Below are 14,650 nucleotides of genomic sequence, written 5' to 3' on the forward strand. Positions count from 1 at the left end.
GCGTTTGCTGGCCTGAGCGTCAGGCCAGCGCGTCCTGCACCAGTTTTTCCTGCTGCGCCGCATGTGCACCAGGAAGACCGGTTGCAGGAGAGGCAGCACTTTCACGGCCCACATAATCAGGGCGCTGTACCTTGTGACCGCACTCTCGAAGAGCGCGCTCGATCCGACGATCAACGAAAATCCAGGCACCATTATTCTGGGGCTCCTCCTGACACCAGACAATCTGTTCGGCATCCGGATAAAGCTCCAGTTGCTGGATCAGGGCGTGATGAGGGAACGGATAGAGCTGCTCTAGTCGGATGACGGCCACGTCCGTGCAGGACTTCCGCGCCCGCTCGGCAGTCAGGTCATAGAAGACCTTACCGGAACACAGGATGATTTTTCTGGGGTTGGTAATGGTTTGCGGGTCTGCCAGGACTGGCTGGAAACGCGTGTGTGGCCCCATCTCAGCAAGCGCAGAAACGGCTTCCTTATGGCGAAGCAGAGACTTGGGCGTGAAGATAATCAGCGGCTTGCGGCAGCGGCGCGCAATCTGGCGGCGCAGAGCATGGAAATAATTGGCCGGGCTTGTGATGTTGCAAACGCGCAGATTGTTCTCTGCGCACAACTGAAGAATGCGCTCTGGCCGGGCGGATGAATGTTCAGGTCCGCCACCTTCATACCCATGAGGGAGAAGGAGCGTCAGGCTGGATGTGCGAAGCCACTTGGTTTCCCCCGAGGCGATGAACTGATCCAGAATGACCTGTGCGCCGTTGGCGAAGTCTCCGAACTGGGCTTCCCAGAGTACCAGTGTGTCCGGGTCGCCGAGGGAATAGCCGTATTCGAAGCCTAGCACCCCGAACTCGGAGAGGGGGGAATTCCAGAGGTGCAGTGGGGCCTGATGGGGGGCGATATGGGCGAGGAGCGTTTCTTCCCGTCCCGTTTCCTGATCAAACAGGACAGCGTGACGCTGGCTGAAGGTGCCGCGTCGGCTATCCTGACCTGACAGGCGCACAGGATGCCCGTCCATTGAGAGGGTGCCAAACGCAAGGGCTTCGGCTGTGGCCCAATCGAGAGGGCCACCGTCCGCGACGGCCTTACCGCGGGCGATAATCTGCCGTGCAAGGCGGGGGTGAACGTTCAGGCCTTCGGGAATAGTGCCGATGGCTTCTCCGATCATGCGCAGACGTTCCATCGGAACACCGGTCATGGGTTGGATGCGTTCGGGTTCATCCTGGAGGCGGGTGGAGTCCTGCGGCCCATCCAGCCAATCAGTTGCGTTTGGCCGGTAATGCTCGGAGGCTGCGAATTGTTCTTCCAGTCTTCTCTGGAAGTGCTGCCACATTTCTTCAACCTGCTCAGACGTCAAAATGCCTTTGCGAATCAGGTGATCTGCGTAGAGGCGACGTGTTGTTGGTCGAGACTGGATGGCATGGACCATGGCAGGCTGGGTGAAGGCGGGTTCGTCGGTTTCATTGTGGCCATGGCGGCGGTAGCAGACGACATCCAGTACGACGTCCGCATGAAAATCGCGGCGCCATTCATGTGCCATCAAGGCTGCCCGCGCGACAGCGTCCGGGTCATCGCCATTGACATGCAGGATAGGGGCCTGAACGGATTTGGCGATATCCGTATTGTAGATGCCGGAATGGGCGTCTGACTGGACTGTCGTGAAGCCGATCTGGTTGTTGATGATAACGTGGACGGTTCCGCCTGTGCGGTAGCCTTCAAGCTTGGAAAGGCCCAGCGTTTCATAAACAACGCCCTGCCCGGCGAACGCAGCATCTCCATGGACAAGAATGCCGAGGTGGCGATCGCGATTTTTGTCTTTCTCGCGATCCTGGTCAGCGCGGACGCGACCGAGCACAACGGGGTCCACGGCTTCCAGGTGAGACGGATTGGGCAGGAGCGAGATACGCAGTGTGTGGCCTGCATGTTCCATCGTGGTGGAGGTGCCGAGATGGTATTTGACGTCTCCAGACCCCTGGATGTCATCTGGTTTGAAGGACGCGCCCGCGAATTCACTGAAGATTGCTGCAAAGGGCTTCCGCAGAATATTGGCCATGACGTTTAGTCGGCCACGATGCGGCATACCCAGGGACACAGATTTTGCACCATCGCGTGCAGCGGCATCGATCAGGGTCCGGAGGGCGACAATAACGCTCTCTCCACCTTCCAGACCAAAGCGGCGCATTCCCATGAAGCGCTTTTGACAAAACCCTTCAAAGCCCTCTGCACGGGTCAGGGCCAGAAGAATGCGTTCCGGCTCCATCGCTGGCGTCGAAGATGACGTCTCAAGCCGGTCGATCCACCATTGTCTCTGCTGCGGGTCCTGAATGTGCATGAATTCGGCGCTTAGGGTGCCAGAGTAGGCACGGCGCAAACGAGCGAGCAGATCACGGTCTGCGTCGGGTGGGCTAAGCTCCGGGATATGTGGAGTTGGGGCGAGACCCAGCGGGTCCAGGCGTGCGAGTGCGTGGCCGCGCAGACGGTAGGCGTTTTTCAAAGTTTCAGCGCTACTATCCGACGTATCAGTTGGTGGACGTTCAGCACCAAGGGTTTCGAACAGGGCGGCGAACGCTGGGTCCACAGACGCAGGGTCGGTCTGCCAGCGGGCATGAAGCTCGGCCAGATAGACAGTGTTTGCGCCATTAATGGCATCGCGGTCGTCGCGGTGATCGCCCATGAAAAATCAGTCTCCAGTCACAGGGGCGCGAACTCTAGCCCATCAGAGCATGTGGGGGAACGCATTTGGATAATGCATTCCGTGTCAGGTTCTAGATGGGGTGAAGAACTGCTTCATGGAAGTCACTCGTTTGTCGAGAGTACGTTTTGCCACAGGAGTTTCTGTCACATCAAAGGCGTGAAAGGCTCCGGGGACGATTTCCAGTTCCACGGATATGCCGCTTCGGATCAGCTGTTGGGCGTAGAGCAGGTCTTCTTCAAGAAACAGATCCAATGAGCCGATTGTCATAATGACAGGGGGCAGTCCTGAGAGATCGCTAGCGCGGGAGGGCGCGGCATAGGGAGAAATATCGTCAGTGCCGGGCAGAGAGGGAGTGAGCAGAATCTCCCAGGCGTAAGTGTTACTGGCGCGTGTCCAGACGAATTCGCCTGCGACGGGAGAGGGGTTCGCCTCGGTGTTAATCGTCCGGTCATCCAGCATTGGATAAATCAGGTTCTGGAAGAGGATGGCTGGCCCGTTGCGGTCTCTGGTCAGCAGGCAGATGGCTGCCGCGAGGTTTCCGCCTGCGCTTTCTCCGGTAACGGCGATCTGATCGCGGCGGATATTCAGGGCGTCAGCGTTGTCATGAATCCAGCAGAGCGTCGCGTAGGCATCTTCAATGCCACCAGGGAAAGGTGTTTCTGGTGTGAGGCGGTAATCCGGGGAGATGACAAGGCAGTTCAGATCCTGGGCGAAGCGGCAGAGTTCGCCGGTGTTCTGTTCGGGACGTCCAGCGCAGTGACCTCCGCCATGGAAGTGCAGCAGAACTGGACGCGGGGTGGAACTCTTTTCTTGAGGTTGGATGGTCAGGAGGCGGATGGTCCGGTCGTCGTCTTGGGGAGCGGGGATGTGTCGTTGTTCAATGATGACCTGAAAATCTTCAGCTTTCTGAAAAGCCTGTGCAGCACGGTTTTCAAGGGCGTTTCGTAGATCCGGAAGTGTTTCTGCCGACAGGTCAGTAGCGGGGAACTGGTTAAGAGTAGGAAGGAGTTCCGGAAGGACAAGCGGCGCTGTGTTCATGAGGACGGTCCTGGAAAGATGAGAAACCTAATCTGTGGTGGCTTCAACGTCTGCCTGAAGAGGAGGTTTGAGGGACCATGTTTTCAGGTGAAGCAAAGTTTGCCATAAAATTGCCGCAACTTTTAAGCGCCGCGTAGCGTCATAGACACAGTGCCTTCTGGCAGTTTCTCGAAATTGCGAAGGACGTGTCGAGGAGTTCAGCTCATGCGTGCTCTGCTTGTCTGTCTTTTTTTAGCTGTTACAGCTTTGATAACGCCTGATGCCTCCGCTCAGGGGCCGGAAAGCGGTATGCTGTCCGTACGGATGAGACTTGCTGAAGATGCAGGGATGTCTGGTGTGGACAGGCGATTGATTGTCTGTCGGATTAATCCGAAGCTGTTGCATACGGTCTGGGTTCCGAACGTGAAGGAACCGCGCCAGCCGCAGCTTTGCACGGGTGGGGCTAACCGGCTTGGGGCAGGATATGTCCGCTATCTGTCAACCAGTCGCGTTTCCAAATCGCAGAAACCACTTCGTGGGTAAGTTTCTTTCGTCGGAGTTGGCGCTGGCATATGTGGAATAGGTCTTGCCGGGCCGTTGGGGCAGGGCTAGCCTCGATCACTATGTCCGACATTTCTCTCGATTATGATGCTTTGGCGCATACGCCGATTGCGGAGAAGCCTTTCCCGCATGTGGTTGTGCCGCATTTCATCAGCAATGATGATCTTCAGTCCATTGTGGCTGATCTGCCGGAGATGCAGTCCGGCGGGTCGTTCCCACCAGAGGCATTGAATCTGACGCCTCGTGTGAGAGGCATGATCGAGGAATTGCAGGGGCCTTTGCTCAAGGACCTGATAGCGGAGAAGTTTGGCCTGGACCTGGCGGATGCACCGACCATGCTGACGGTTCGTGGTCGGACGCGTGAAAAAGACGGGCGCATTCACCGGGATTCCGAAGCCAAGCTGGTGACTGTGCTGTTGTATCTTAATCCGCGAGGCGAAGACTGGTCTTCGCGGGATGGGTGTTTGCGTCTGTTGAATGGCCCGGATGATGTCGAGGACTATGACGTCGAAGTCACGCCGGCTGAGGGAACGCTGCTGGTGTTTCCCAATGGTCCGACGACGTGGCACGGGCATCGGCAGTTTGTCGGGACGCGCTATGCGATCCAGCTCAATTATATGGCAACGGGCCGGAAGGCTCGGTACGAACTGGGGCGGCATCGTCTTTCGGCGCTGGTCAAGCGTCTGCCTTTCGTAGGCTGATTTTTACAAGGGAACGGAAAACATCATGGGTTATCGGGTTGCGGTTGCGGGCGCCACGGGAGCGGTGGGGCGCGAGCTGCTGCGGATTCTGGCAGAGCGTAATTTCCCTGTGGACGAGGTTGTGGCACTGGCGTCACCGCGCTCTGTGGGACGGGAAATTTCCTTTGGCGACAAGGCAGTTCTGAAGGTTCAGAACCTTGAGACGTTTGATTTCAAGGGGTGGGATCTGGCGCTGTTTTCGCCGGGCGGGGAAGTGTCGGCTATTTATGCGCCGAAGGCCGCTGCTGCAGGTTGTGTTGTGATCGACAACACGTCCCATTTCCGTATGGAGCCTGGTATTCCTCTGGTGGTGCCAGAAGTGAATGCGTCTGCGCTGAAAAAGGCGCGCCGTGGCATCATCGCCAACCCGAACTGCTCAACGGCGCAGATGCTTGTAGCGCTGAAGCCGCTTCATGATCTGTTCAAGATCAAGCGGATTGTTGTCTCGACCTATCAGGCCGTGTCCGGTGCAGGCAAAGACGGAATGGACGAACTGTTTGGGCAGACCAAGGGCACCTTCGTAAACGACCCACCGACGGTGGCTCAGTTTACCAAGCAGATCGCGTTTAACGTCATTCCGCACATTGATCGTTTTATGGAAGATGGAGCGACCAAGGAAGAGTGGAAAATGGCGGTTGAAACCCGCAAGATTCTGGATCCGGATATTCAGGTTCTGGCGACCTGTGTCCGTGTTCCGGTTTTTATCGGCCATTCCGAAGCGATCAGCATTGAGTGCGAGAAGCCGATTGACCTGAAGAAAGCTCGTGAGGCTCTGCGCAAGGCTCCGGGCGTCATTCTGCGCGATGTACGCGAAGACGGCGGTTATGTAACGCCGATTGAATGTGTCGGGGAGGATGCAACGTATGTGTCTCGCCTGCGCATTGATCCGACAGTCGAGAATGGTCTGGCACTCTGGTGCGTCTCGGACAATCTTCGCAAGGGTGCAGCACTGAACGCCGTGCAGATTGCGGAAAGCCTGGTTGAGCAGGGTCTTTTGAAGAACGGAGCCCTGTTTCCTGTAAAGGAATAAGGGAGTTTTCTGAAGTTCTGGCGCGTCTGAAGGGAAACTTTCAGACGCGTTTTTTATGTCGAGATGAAAAGGGTCATTCGTGACTGTTCCCCGCACAGAAACGGTTCTTGAAGCCAATCAGACTATTGAACTTCTGCCTTTGGATTCGCTTCTGGGACGGCTGTTGGACTCTCAGAAAGAGGCCTTAGAGCGGGTCGGAGAGGCACTCCCCTCCATTGAAACCGCTGTTGAGGCGAGTGTACCCCGCCTTCAGGGTGGCGGTCGGTTGATTTATGCTGGGGCTGGAACGTCTGGTCGTATTGGGGTTCAGGATGGGGTGGAACTGACACCAACGTTTGGACTGCCCCCTGAGCGGCTGGTTTTGCTACTGGCTGGTGGCGCCGGTGCAGGGACGCAGGCTGTCGAAGGTGCAGAAGACAGGGAAGATCAGGCGCGCGTTGATCTTGGAGCATATGGGCCCACGCCGAATGACGTGGTCATTGGTGTCGCGGCGAGTGGCAACACGCCTTACACCTGTGCTGTTGTTGAAGCCGGGCGTGAGGTTGGGGCTTTGACAATTGGGGTGAGTGGGAACGCGCATTCACGTCTTTTACGCAGTGCTGAAATCGGGATCAGTATTCCGACGGGCGCTGAAGTTCTGGCTGGCTCCACGCGGATGGCAGCAGGGACGGCCCAGAAGGTTGCGCTTAACCTGTTTTCTACCGCTTTGATGACGCGCCTTGGGCATGTCTATCGCGGGCGTATGGTCGACATGCGGATTAGTAATGACAAGTTGCAGTTGCGTGCCGAGCGCATGGTGTTCGAACTTGCTGGGGGAACGGACGAGGAAGTTCGTGACGCGTTGCGGTTGGTTGGCGGCAATGTAAAGCGGGCAGTTCTTGTGAGAAAGGGTGTGTCTGTCGAGAAGATTGAGACGCTTCTTCAGGCGCATAACGGCAATCTGCATACGGTTCTGGCCTCTCTCTGAAGGTAAAAACCTGATGTCTTTCGAGAATATGCAGTGGGCCATTGGTCTCATGAGCGGCACGTCTCTTGATGGGGTAGATGCGGCTCTGGTGCAGACGGATGGGGAGCGGATTGCTAAGTATGGGCCAGCCGTGACGGTTCCCTACGACTCTGCTTTGCGGGCTCGGCTGCGCCATTTGCTGGATCATGCTGCACATCTGGCAGAAGATGATCCGGATATTCTGGCTGCCGAACGGGACGTAACGCTACGGCATGTGGATGCTGTTCGGGAGCTTATGAAGCTGGCTCCAGATATTCGCCCTGATGTCATTGGCTTTCATGGGCAAACAGTCCTGCATCAACCCGAAAAAGGGCGAAGCTGGCAGATTGGTGATGGAGCGCTTCTTCAGGCGGAGTGTGGCGTCCCGGTTGTTTATGATTTCCGTGCACGGGATCTGGAATGTGGTGGTGAGGGTGCGCCATTGGTGCCAGTCCTGCATGCCGCGCTTTTGGAAAGTGAGACGCAGTCTGTTGCTGTTCTGAATATTGGTGGCGTGGCAAATGTCACCTTGCTCGGGCCGAATACAGAGGGGCAGCGTCAGGTCTGGGCGTGCGATACCGGGCCGGGAAATGCTCTTCTGGACGACTGGGCAGAACGACATACCGGCGTTGCGTGTGACGTCGATGGCGCGTTAGCGAAAAAAGGGATGGTAGACAGAGCTATTTTAGAAAGCTTGCTGGCAATGCCGTATTTTCAGCGTGAAATGCCAAAGTCGTTGGACCGTTTGAGCTTTCACGCTTCTGCCATGCAGGCCGTTGAAACGCTTTCTGCTGAAGACGGCGCGGCGACACTGCTGGAGTTTACGGTTGAAGCGATCGCTCGAACACCCATGCCAGTCAAACCCGCTAAGTGGTTTGTCGCTGGAGGGGGACGCCACAATCCAGTTTTGATGGAGCGTTTGCGCTCACGTTTGGGATGTCTCGGGTCCGTCGATGATCTTGGATGGGACGGAGACGCACTTGAGGCTCAGTGCTTTGCGCTTCTGGCCGTTCGTTATGTACGTGACTTTCCTTCGTCGTGGCCACAGACGACTGGGACGGAAAAGCCTTGTGTGGCAGGCCGATCAGCACGCTGAGCGGTCTGCCTGTTCGATCAGATTTCAGACTGATGCAAGTTCTGACCAGCCGGTTTCCGGACGGCCCAGATGCTTCAGAAGTTCATAATCCGGGGTGTTCGTCAGATCTTTTGTTAGGCTCTTGAAAAGCTTCTTGGAGGTTGGTTTGTCCAGGTTCTCACGGATGTCGTGAAGAGACTGAGCCGACGCAACAAGGAAGATCCCTTCGACATTGCTATCCTGTGCAGCCTTGTTGATGTGAGCCGCCAGATCTTTCGCGAAGTGCGTCTTGAGCTGCTCCTTGGGGCTTGTATGAGCAGCCTTGAGCGAACCTACATCCTTGGCTGCGTCTGAGCCCTTATGGATATCGAAGTTTTCAATGGTTCTGAGCTGTGAGCCTTCCAGACGAAGGAAACGAGCCTTTTCACCATCAGCGACGACGTAGATGACGGGGTCTTGGGTTGCCATTGTATCAGATCCTTTCCCGATCAATCAGATTGGTCAGGATCTAAACGTGGGCGGAGCGCTGGGGTTGCCCTTCCAGAAGGGCTCACCTCGATTCTTCAAGGCTTAGGATCATGATAAAAAAGGATATTTTTCAGTGGAGGTTATTTTTTTGACGTTTGGATGAATTTTTCTCTTGAATACCGACGGCGATATGATCACTCTCAGTATTGAGCCCACGGAAAACTTTCCCAGAGGGTTCAAGGAGGCAAATATGGCTCTGATGAATACTTTCATGCCGTATATCGGATCGATCGGTGCTGTAATGGCGGTGATCTTTTACAATGCTTCCCGTCGGGTTGAGCAGCCGAGTCTTTCCTATGCACGTGTAAAGCGCCGACGATAGCGTCCCGAAAGGGACGCGTATCCCTCGGTTAAGGTGTTTTTTCTCTTTCGCCATTTGTAGCCCTGTTTCACACTGAAGGGTACTATGGCCTTTCTTTTCAAAAAACCACGTCATGCCTCTCCTCCTCAGGGACGGACAGGCATCCTGCTTCTCAATCTCGGCACACCTGATGACACCAGCTATTTGGCGGTGCGTCGGTACCTGAGTGAGTTTCTCTCCGATCGGCGCGTTATCGAAAGTTCGCCGCTGATTTGGCAGCCCATCCTGCAGGGCATCATCCTCACCAAACGACCTTTCGCCAGCGGTGCAAACTATGCACGAATCTGGGATCGGGACGAGAATGCCTCTCCATTGCGGGTCTATACCCAGCGTCAGGCTGAAAAGCTTCGCCTTCGTCTGAAAGCAGACGGTGTCCCTGTTGAGTGGGGCATGCGCTATGGCCGCCCCTCTGTTGCACAGGCTGTTGAAAGTCTGATGGACCAGGGATGCGACCGTATCGTCAGTATTCCGCTTTATCCGCAATACTCCTCAGCAACGACCGCCACGGCTAACGATCAGCTTTTCCGGGCATTGATGAAGCTGAGAAAGCAACCAGCTGTTCTAACGGTTCCGTCTTTTCCAGATCATCCTGCGTTTGTGCGGGCCTTGAAAACGTCGGTGTTGAAGACGCTGGAAAGCCTTTCCTTCAAGCCACAACGAATTGTGGCTTCGTTTCATGGATTGCCAAAAGTCTGCATCGAAAAGGGAGACTCGTATCAGGACGAATGTGTTCGTACGATCGTTGCCTTGCGTCAGGCCTTAGGGCTTTCTGAAGAGCAGATGCCGCTGACGTTCCAGTCGCGCTTTGGGCCGCTTGAATGGATTCAGCCTTATACAGCACCTTATGTAAGTGCTCTACCGAAGCAGGGCATCACGAAAATTGCAGTTATCATGCCGGGCTTTATGGCGGACTGTATTGAAACGCTGGATGAAATTGGGAATGAGCTTCGAGAAGAGTTCATGGAAGCGGGCGGCGAAGAATTTGCTCTTGTGCCCTGTCTGAATGATTCAGACGAGTCGATTGACCTTCTGGAGGCATTGTCTCGTACAGCCCTGAGAGGGTTCGGAGTAGGCTGAAACTGTTTGGATACTCATGAAAAAGGCCCGGCTGGTAACAGCCGGGCCTTTTTTTGTTTTTAGTGCTGCGGCGCCTGAGGAGCTGGCGCATTCGTGCCTGGCTCGGGGTGTTCTGCGTCGTACCATTGAGCCTTCTGGTTCACGGATGTTGAATCGTGGTGGCTCTGCCACCAGCCACCGGTATTCGGGGCTGCCGGATGTTCCTTGTCCCAAAGAGCAGCCTTCTCGCGCAGATCCTTGCGATACAGATGGCGGCGATACATGCCAGCGGCGCATCCACCAACAGCGCCAATAACACCATGGTGGTTGGCCAGATGTCCGCCTACGGCACCAGCAGCACCATATTTGATGCAGCCGCCCGGTTCGGCGAGGGCCGGGGTAGCGGTGAGAAGGGCGGCCAGAGCCAGAGCAGAACGCATTGAGCGTGTCATGGAAGTTTCGTCTCTCTTATCGGTCTCTTGGGAGAAAGAGACTTTCTGAATGTCGAAACTAGGTATGTGGGGGGAAGGTTTCAACTCTCTGGCGAGCAGAGATGGTTTTTTAGGGTTGTGTTGCGGCCAGGTCTTTCATATAACTGTGGCATTGAGCCATAAACCGTTTGGCAGATGGCTCAATCATCAATATCAGAAAATGATTTTTAGAAGAGGCTGACTCCAAGAGGGGCAGCCTCTTTTTTTATGAGCCTATTAGGATTTCAGGCTGTGGATATTTCGGGTTTTGATCTTTCGGGTCTGCTTGCTGACATTCCGGCCCGCTATGAACTTTGGGTGGCTCTGCTGATTATTGGCTGCAAGCTGGTAACGGTTTTCTTGCCTCCTCCACAAAATACATCACGGTTCGGCGGAATTTACCGCGTCATTACCCTTCTGGGGCTGAACTTTGGTTGGGCTGCCAATCGTCTCGAGTGGCAGGTCGGCAAGGTTACTTCAGCTTCTGGAAGTGGAGAAAGTGTGAAGAAGGACGTTTCTCCTAAAGAGTAAAATACTCTGGCTCCTGAATTACTAGGAATTTTTTCCTGAGAGCCAGGAATTTTTTCAAATACTTATTCAGTATGGATCAGTAAAATTATGAATGCTATTTCCTCCCAGTCTCTGGTGCAGGCCCATTTTTCGCGTCCTGTTCCCGCCAAATATCCTGTTTCTCGCTGGACGATTGCGGATGCGTTGAAGGTTCGTACAGACGATCCGACGACGACCATGCCGCTGATCGATTACCAGTTTCCACTTATGTCCAATGACGTGATGATCTGGGACAGTGGGGCGCTGCGTGACATGCACATGCGTACCGTCACGTTCAAAGGCTGGTTCGTCCTGTGGTCGCTTGCCGTGGACAAGATCGACAAGACCAACGCCAAGATTTACGACGAGTGGCACTCCCGCAATGACCGCGCTTATATCGGGTACTGGTATAGCCGCGATGGTGTGGAGTGGACCTGGGGCGGCCGACTGTTCCAGACCTCTGCCGATCTGCGCCCGTGGGAATGGTCCGGTTCTCTGGTGATGCGTGAGGGCACCGAGAATAAGGTGGACATGTTCTACACGTCCGTCGGCGCGCCTGATGGCAATTCTGTTCCGGCGGTCAGTTCCGGCACTATCCATGCGGACGACAAGGGTGTCTGGTTCGAGGGCTTCGCCGCGAGCACGGAAATGTTCAAGGCGGATGGTGTTCATTACGCCAATGCGTCTGAAGATCCATATTTTGATTTCCGTGATCCGCAGCCGTTTATCAATCCGGGCGATGGCCAGCTCTATACGCTGTTTGAAGGCAATGTTCCGGGTGCGCGTGGTCAGTTTGTTATTGGCACGAACGAAATGGGCGCTGTTCCGCCAGGATATGCGGTGGATGCTGGCGCACAATATGGTGCAGCAGCGATCGGTCTGGCTCGGTGTGTCTCCGGCTGGCGCAAGGGGGATTACTCCCGGTGGGAACTGATGCCTGCTCTGGTAACGGCTCTTGGCGTGAACGATCAGACCGAACGTCCCCATTTCGTTTTCAAGGACGGTCTGACCTACCTGTTCACGATCAGCCATCACTCCACGTACACGGGCAAGAGCACGGGGCCTGATGGCGTTTATGGCTTTGTGTCCGAGAAGGGTATTTTCGGTCCCTACAAGCCCCTGAATAGCTCAGGGCTTGTACTTGGTAATCCGTCTTCGCAGCCGTATTCGACGTATTCGCACTTTGTGGATGCGGAGGGCTATGTTCAGTCCTTTATCGATACCATTCCGGCTGCCGGTCAGAATGCGGAAAATCCGGAGACTTATCGGATTGGCGGTACACTGGCACCGACGGTTCGTCTGGTTCTGGATGGTGATCGGACATTCCTGACAGAAGTCCATGATTACGCGCAGGTTTTTGCCCAAGCTGCCTGGCCGGCCTCTCTGGCGTATGACGTCAGAACCTGAGTGTCAGAGGCTCAGGTTAAAAAGACCTGAGATTTTTTGATAAGGCGTTGATGAAAGCCACTCCTTTACGGGAGTGGCTTTCATTTTTTTCGGAGCGTTTTGGCATGTGCCTTGGCTTTGCTTCGATCAGAACGAAGAACTCCCTGCAAATACGGCATGCCGCTCTGGTTTCTTCATTCTCTGTTCGTGGAGTGTTGATGAATGATTGAGCGTAGACTGGGCAAGTTGCCTCCGCGTCATGATGTACGAACCTATCGACTTTCGCCCGTTCTGACGGCGCGGGTTCCAGACGTTCCAGAGCATCAGGACTGGTCCCAGGGGGTGCCCTATCAGATGTGGAGTAATGATCGGTTCGGATGCTGCGCTTTTGCAGCTCATGCGGCTTTGACAGCAACCTGGACAAAAGTGGCCCAGGGGCTGGTGTTGCTTTCTAGCGAACAGGTTCTTCAGAACTATGGCGCTGTCACGGGATTTAATCCGGTAACGGGTCAAAATGATAATGGCACGATTTTGCTGGAGCAACTGCAATACTGGAAGAGCAATGGATTTGTTCGGCCGGGGCAGACCCGAGATTATCTGACGGCTTACGGTATTATTGATTCCCATTCAGTGAGCGGCATCAAGCGCGGTATTTCCTATTTGGGCGGCGTTTTGGCAGGGGTACAGGTTCCGCGCGGGTTCATGAGTCTTCCATTAGGTACCGATTGGGATTGGGATGCTGTGCAGGACCACGTTTTTGTCGGAGGACATGCTATCGCGCTGACGGGGTACACACCTGACGGTGTATTTTTCAATACGTGGGGCAGCCGGACCTTCATGCGGTGGAATACGTTCCTGAAGATTTGTGATGAAGCCTATGGGCTCGTTAGCCGGCAGAACTGGCTCACGGTGCAAGGGCTTTCGCCAAAATCCGAAGACGTACAGGCCCTTGTTGCGGAAATGAGCGCAGCATGAAGCCGATATATTTTTTGCCTGTATGGTTGCTGCTTTCAGGCTGTGTCTTTGGTTCTGGTGAACAGACTTCGGTGAGTGCAGCACTGGCCGGTGTTCAAAAGGATCTGGCTAAAGCTGGTGTCGTCAGTGTTTCCGAGGTTCAGGACTGGTCCGCAGAGCAGTCTCATCGCTTTGATGGGAACGTGCGTGCTTTACAATGTTCGCAACACACTTTGGACCCGGTTGTTGCGCTTGTTTCCGGGCCAGTGACAATGCAGTTGAACGGTAGTCTGACGCAGTCTGGGTCATTCTCGGTGTCTGCGCTGACTACTGTGCCTGTCATTGGCATTGCCGCAGATGCCAGCCGTTCAAAGACGCAGCAGTTGAGTTTGCCTGTTCAATTCGTGCCATTGTCTGCTCTTCCTGACGCGGAGATGCAGCGCGAAGTCGAATATGCCGGCGCTCTGCTCGGGCAACCCGGCGATGTTCGCGATAAAGAGGCTGGCAGAATTCTCAATGCGCGGCAGGCCTTGTACACGCATATTCACGGTCTTCAGGCTCCAGAAATTCTAGCGGAATGTCAGTCTAACCAACCCGTGCATCCCTTTGTCGGGCTGAAACCTCTTTGAAGTCAGGGGAGGTGGCGTAAAAGCGCGGTTGTCAGGAGATCGAGCAGACGTTCCGGAAAAATGATTTCGGTCGTCTGTTCCAGCTCACGTCTAGACCACCAGTGATGGCCCGTGAGGACGTTCTTTTCGTTGGGCGTCCAGTCGGAAGAGGAGAGCGTGGTCTCTGGTGCACGAAGGGCAAAAAACCGCTCGTCAGCTAAAACAGTTTCACCATTGGCGAGCGTCAGGACGAATGTTCTCTGACTAATCTCAGAGCTGAGAAAGGGCGCGTTTAATCCTGTTTCTTCGCGCAGTTCGCGTTTTGCCGCCTGAACAAAATTTTCTCCATCCTTCAGGCTTCCGCCGGGCATGGACCAATAACTTCGCCCAGCCAATGCGCCTGAGGAGTGAAAAAACCTGAGGAGAAGGACGCGATCCTGCTGATCCAGAACCAGTAATCGGGCAGCGGGGCGTTGACGCATAGTAAATCTCCCGAAAACTGTTCGGGCCATGATTTTTGTATATGAAATGAGCGCACGGCTAGAGCGTCAAGTAACTACGCTCTGATCAGATTTTTCTGATAATCCGTTTATCGGCTGGTCGGAGTGAGAGGATTCGAACCTCCGGCCCCTGCGTCCCGAACA

Annotated in this window: 15 protein-coding genes; 10 read left to right on the forward strand and 5 right to left on the reverse strand. The window is 55.0% G+C overall.

Annotated elements, in window-relative coordinates:
• Window positions 1–19: 19 nt before the first annotated feature.
• Window positions 20–2,665, reverse strand: coding sequence for a 2-oxoglutarate dehydrogenase E1 component (locus ABF979_RS03085; RefSeq protein WP_415557664.1), 2,646 nt, complete (start codon window positions 2,663–2,665; stop codon window positions 20–22).
• A gap of 84 nt (window positions 2,666–2,749) precedes the next feature.
• Window positions 2,750–3,724: an alpha/beta hydrolase gene (locus ABF979_RS03090; protein ID WP_415557666.1), complete on the reverse strand. Its 975-nt coding sequence runs from the start codon at window positions 3,722–3,724 to the stop codon at window positions 2,750–2,752.
• Window positions 3,725–3,928: 204 nt separating this feature from the next.
• Here ABF979_RS03090 and ABF979_RS03095 point away from each other — a divergent pair, with 204 nt between their 5' ends.
• The 5 genes from ABF979_RS03095 to ABF979_RS03115 all read left to right on the forward strand — a co-directional run bounded on the left by ABF979_RS03095 (window position 3,929) and on the right by ABF979_RS03115 (window position 8,115).
• Window positions 3,929–4,246 carry a hypothetical protein gene (locus tag ABF979_RS03095; protein ID WP_415557668.1) on the forward strand — a complete coding sequence of 106 codons (318 nt, stop codon included), beginning with the start codon at window positions 3,929–3,931 and terminating at the stop codon, window positions 4,244–4,246.
• An 80-nt stretch (window positions 4,247–4,326) separates the two neighbouring features.
• A complete protein-coding gene (locus ABF979_RS03100; RefSeq protein WP_415557670.1) occupies window positions 4,327–4,965 on the forward strand; it encodes a 2OG-Fe(II) oxygenase in 639 nt (212 codons plus the stop codon).
• 25 nt (window positions 4,966–4,990) lie between these two features.
• Window positions 4,991–6,034, forward strand: a complete 1,044-nt coding sequence (locus tag ABF979_RS03105) for an aspartate-semialdehyde dehydrogenase (RefSeq protein ID WP_064275290.1) — start codon at window positions 4,991–4,993, stop codon at window positions 6,032–6,034.
• Window positions 6,035–6,113: 79 nt separating this feature from the next.
• Window positions 6,114–7,001: an N-acetylmuramic acid 6-phosphate etherase gene (locus ABF979_RS03110; RefSeq protein WP_415557672.1), complete on the forward strand. Its 888-nt coding sequence runs from the start codon at window positions 6,114–6,116 to the stop codon at window positions 6,999–7,001.
• Window positions 7,002–7,014: 13 nt separating this feature from the next.
• Window positions 7,015–8,115 (forward strand): anhydro-N-acetylmuramic acid kinase, encoded by a 1,101-nt coding sequence (locus ABF979_RS03115; protein ID WP_415557674.1) that lies wholly within the window; start codon window positions 7,015–7,017, stop codon window positions 8,113–8,115.
• Window positions 8,116–8,139: 24 nt separating this feature from the next.
• Here ABF979_RS03115 and ABF979_RS03120 read toward each other — a convergent pair whose 3' ends face one another.
• On the reverse strand, window positions 8,140–8,562 hold the full coding sequence (locus tag ABF979_RS03120; protein WP_415557676.1) for a host attachment protein: 423 nt from the start codon (window positions 8,560–8,562) through the stop codon (window positions 8,140–8,142).
• 466 nt (window positions 8,563–9,028) lie between these two features.
• On the opposite strand from ABF979_RS03120, the gene hemH reads away from it, so the two are divergent.
• On the forward strand, window positions 9,029–10,060 hold the full coding sequence (gene hemH, locus ABF979_RS03125) for a ferrochelatase (RefSeq protein ID WP_415557678.1): 1,032 nt from the start codon (window positions 9,029–9,031) through the stop codon (window positions 10,058–10,060).
• 59 nt (window positions 10,061–10,119) lie between these two features.
• Here the strand turns inward: hemH and ABF979_RS03130 are convergent, their stop codons facing one another.
• Window positions 10,120–10,491, reverse strand: a complete 372-nt coding sequence (locus tag ABF979_RS03130) for a hypothetical protein (RefSeq protein WP_415557680.1) — start codon at window positions 10,489–10,491, stop codon at window positions 10,120–10,122.
• A gap of 246 nt (window positions 10,492–10,737) precedes the next feature.
• Here ABF979_RS03130 and ABF979_RS03135 point away from each other — a divergent pair, with 246 nt between their 5' ends.
• The 4 genes from ABF979_RS03135 (at window position 10,738) to ABF979_RS03150 (ending at window position 14,027) form a co-directional block, all read left to right on the forward strand.
• Complete coding sequence (locus tag ABF979_RS03135) at window positions 10,738–11,040, forward strand: hypothetical protein (RefSeq protein WP_415557682.1); 303 nt, start codon at window positions 10,738–10,740, stop codon at window positions 11,038–11,040.
• A gap of 87 nt (window positions 11,041–11,127) precedes the next feature.
• Window positions 11,128–12,465 (forward strand): glycoside hydrolase family 68 protein, encoded by a 1,338-nt coding sequence (locus ABF979_RS03140; protein ID WP_415557684.1) that lies wholly within the window; start codon window positions 11,128–11,130, stop codon window positions 12,463–12,465.
• A 201-nt stretch (window positions 12,466–12,666) separates the two neighbouring features.
• Window positions 12,667–13,419 carry a hypothetical protein gene (locus tag ABF979_RS03145; RefSeq protein WP_415557686.1) on the forward strand — a complete coding sequence of 251 codons (753 nt, stop codon included), beginning with the start codon at window positions 12,667–12,669 and terminating at the stop codon, window positions 13,417–13,419.
• Window positions 13,416–14,027 carry a hypothetical protein gene (locus tag ABF979_RS03150; RefSeq protein ID WP_415557688.1) on the forward strand — a complete coding sequence of 204 codons (612 nt, stop codon included), beginning with the start codon at window positions 13,416–13,418 and terminating at the stop codon, window positions 14,025–14,027. Before ABF979_RS03145 ends, ABF979_RS03150 begins: the two co-directional genes overlap by 4 nt.
• Before the next feature lie 2 nt (window positions 14,028–14,029).
• Here the strand turns inward: ABF979_RS03150 and ABF979_RS03155 are convergent, their stop codons facing one another.
• Window positions 14,030–14,488 carry an NUDIX hydrolase gene (locus ABF979_RS03155; RefSeq protein ID WP_415557689.1) on the reverse strand — a complete coding sequence of 153 codons (459 nt, stop codon included), beginning with the start codon at window positions 14,486–14,488 and terminating at the stop codon, window positions 14,030–14,032.
• Window positions 14,489–14,650: the final 162 nt, after the last annotated feature.

Origin of the sequence: Gluconobacter sp., assembly GCF_047723935.1 — a bacterium.
GTDB lineage: Bacteria > Pseudomonadota > Alphaproteobacteria > Acetobacterales > Acetobacteraceae > Gluconobacter.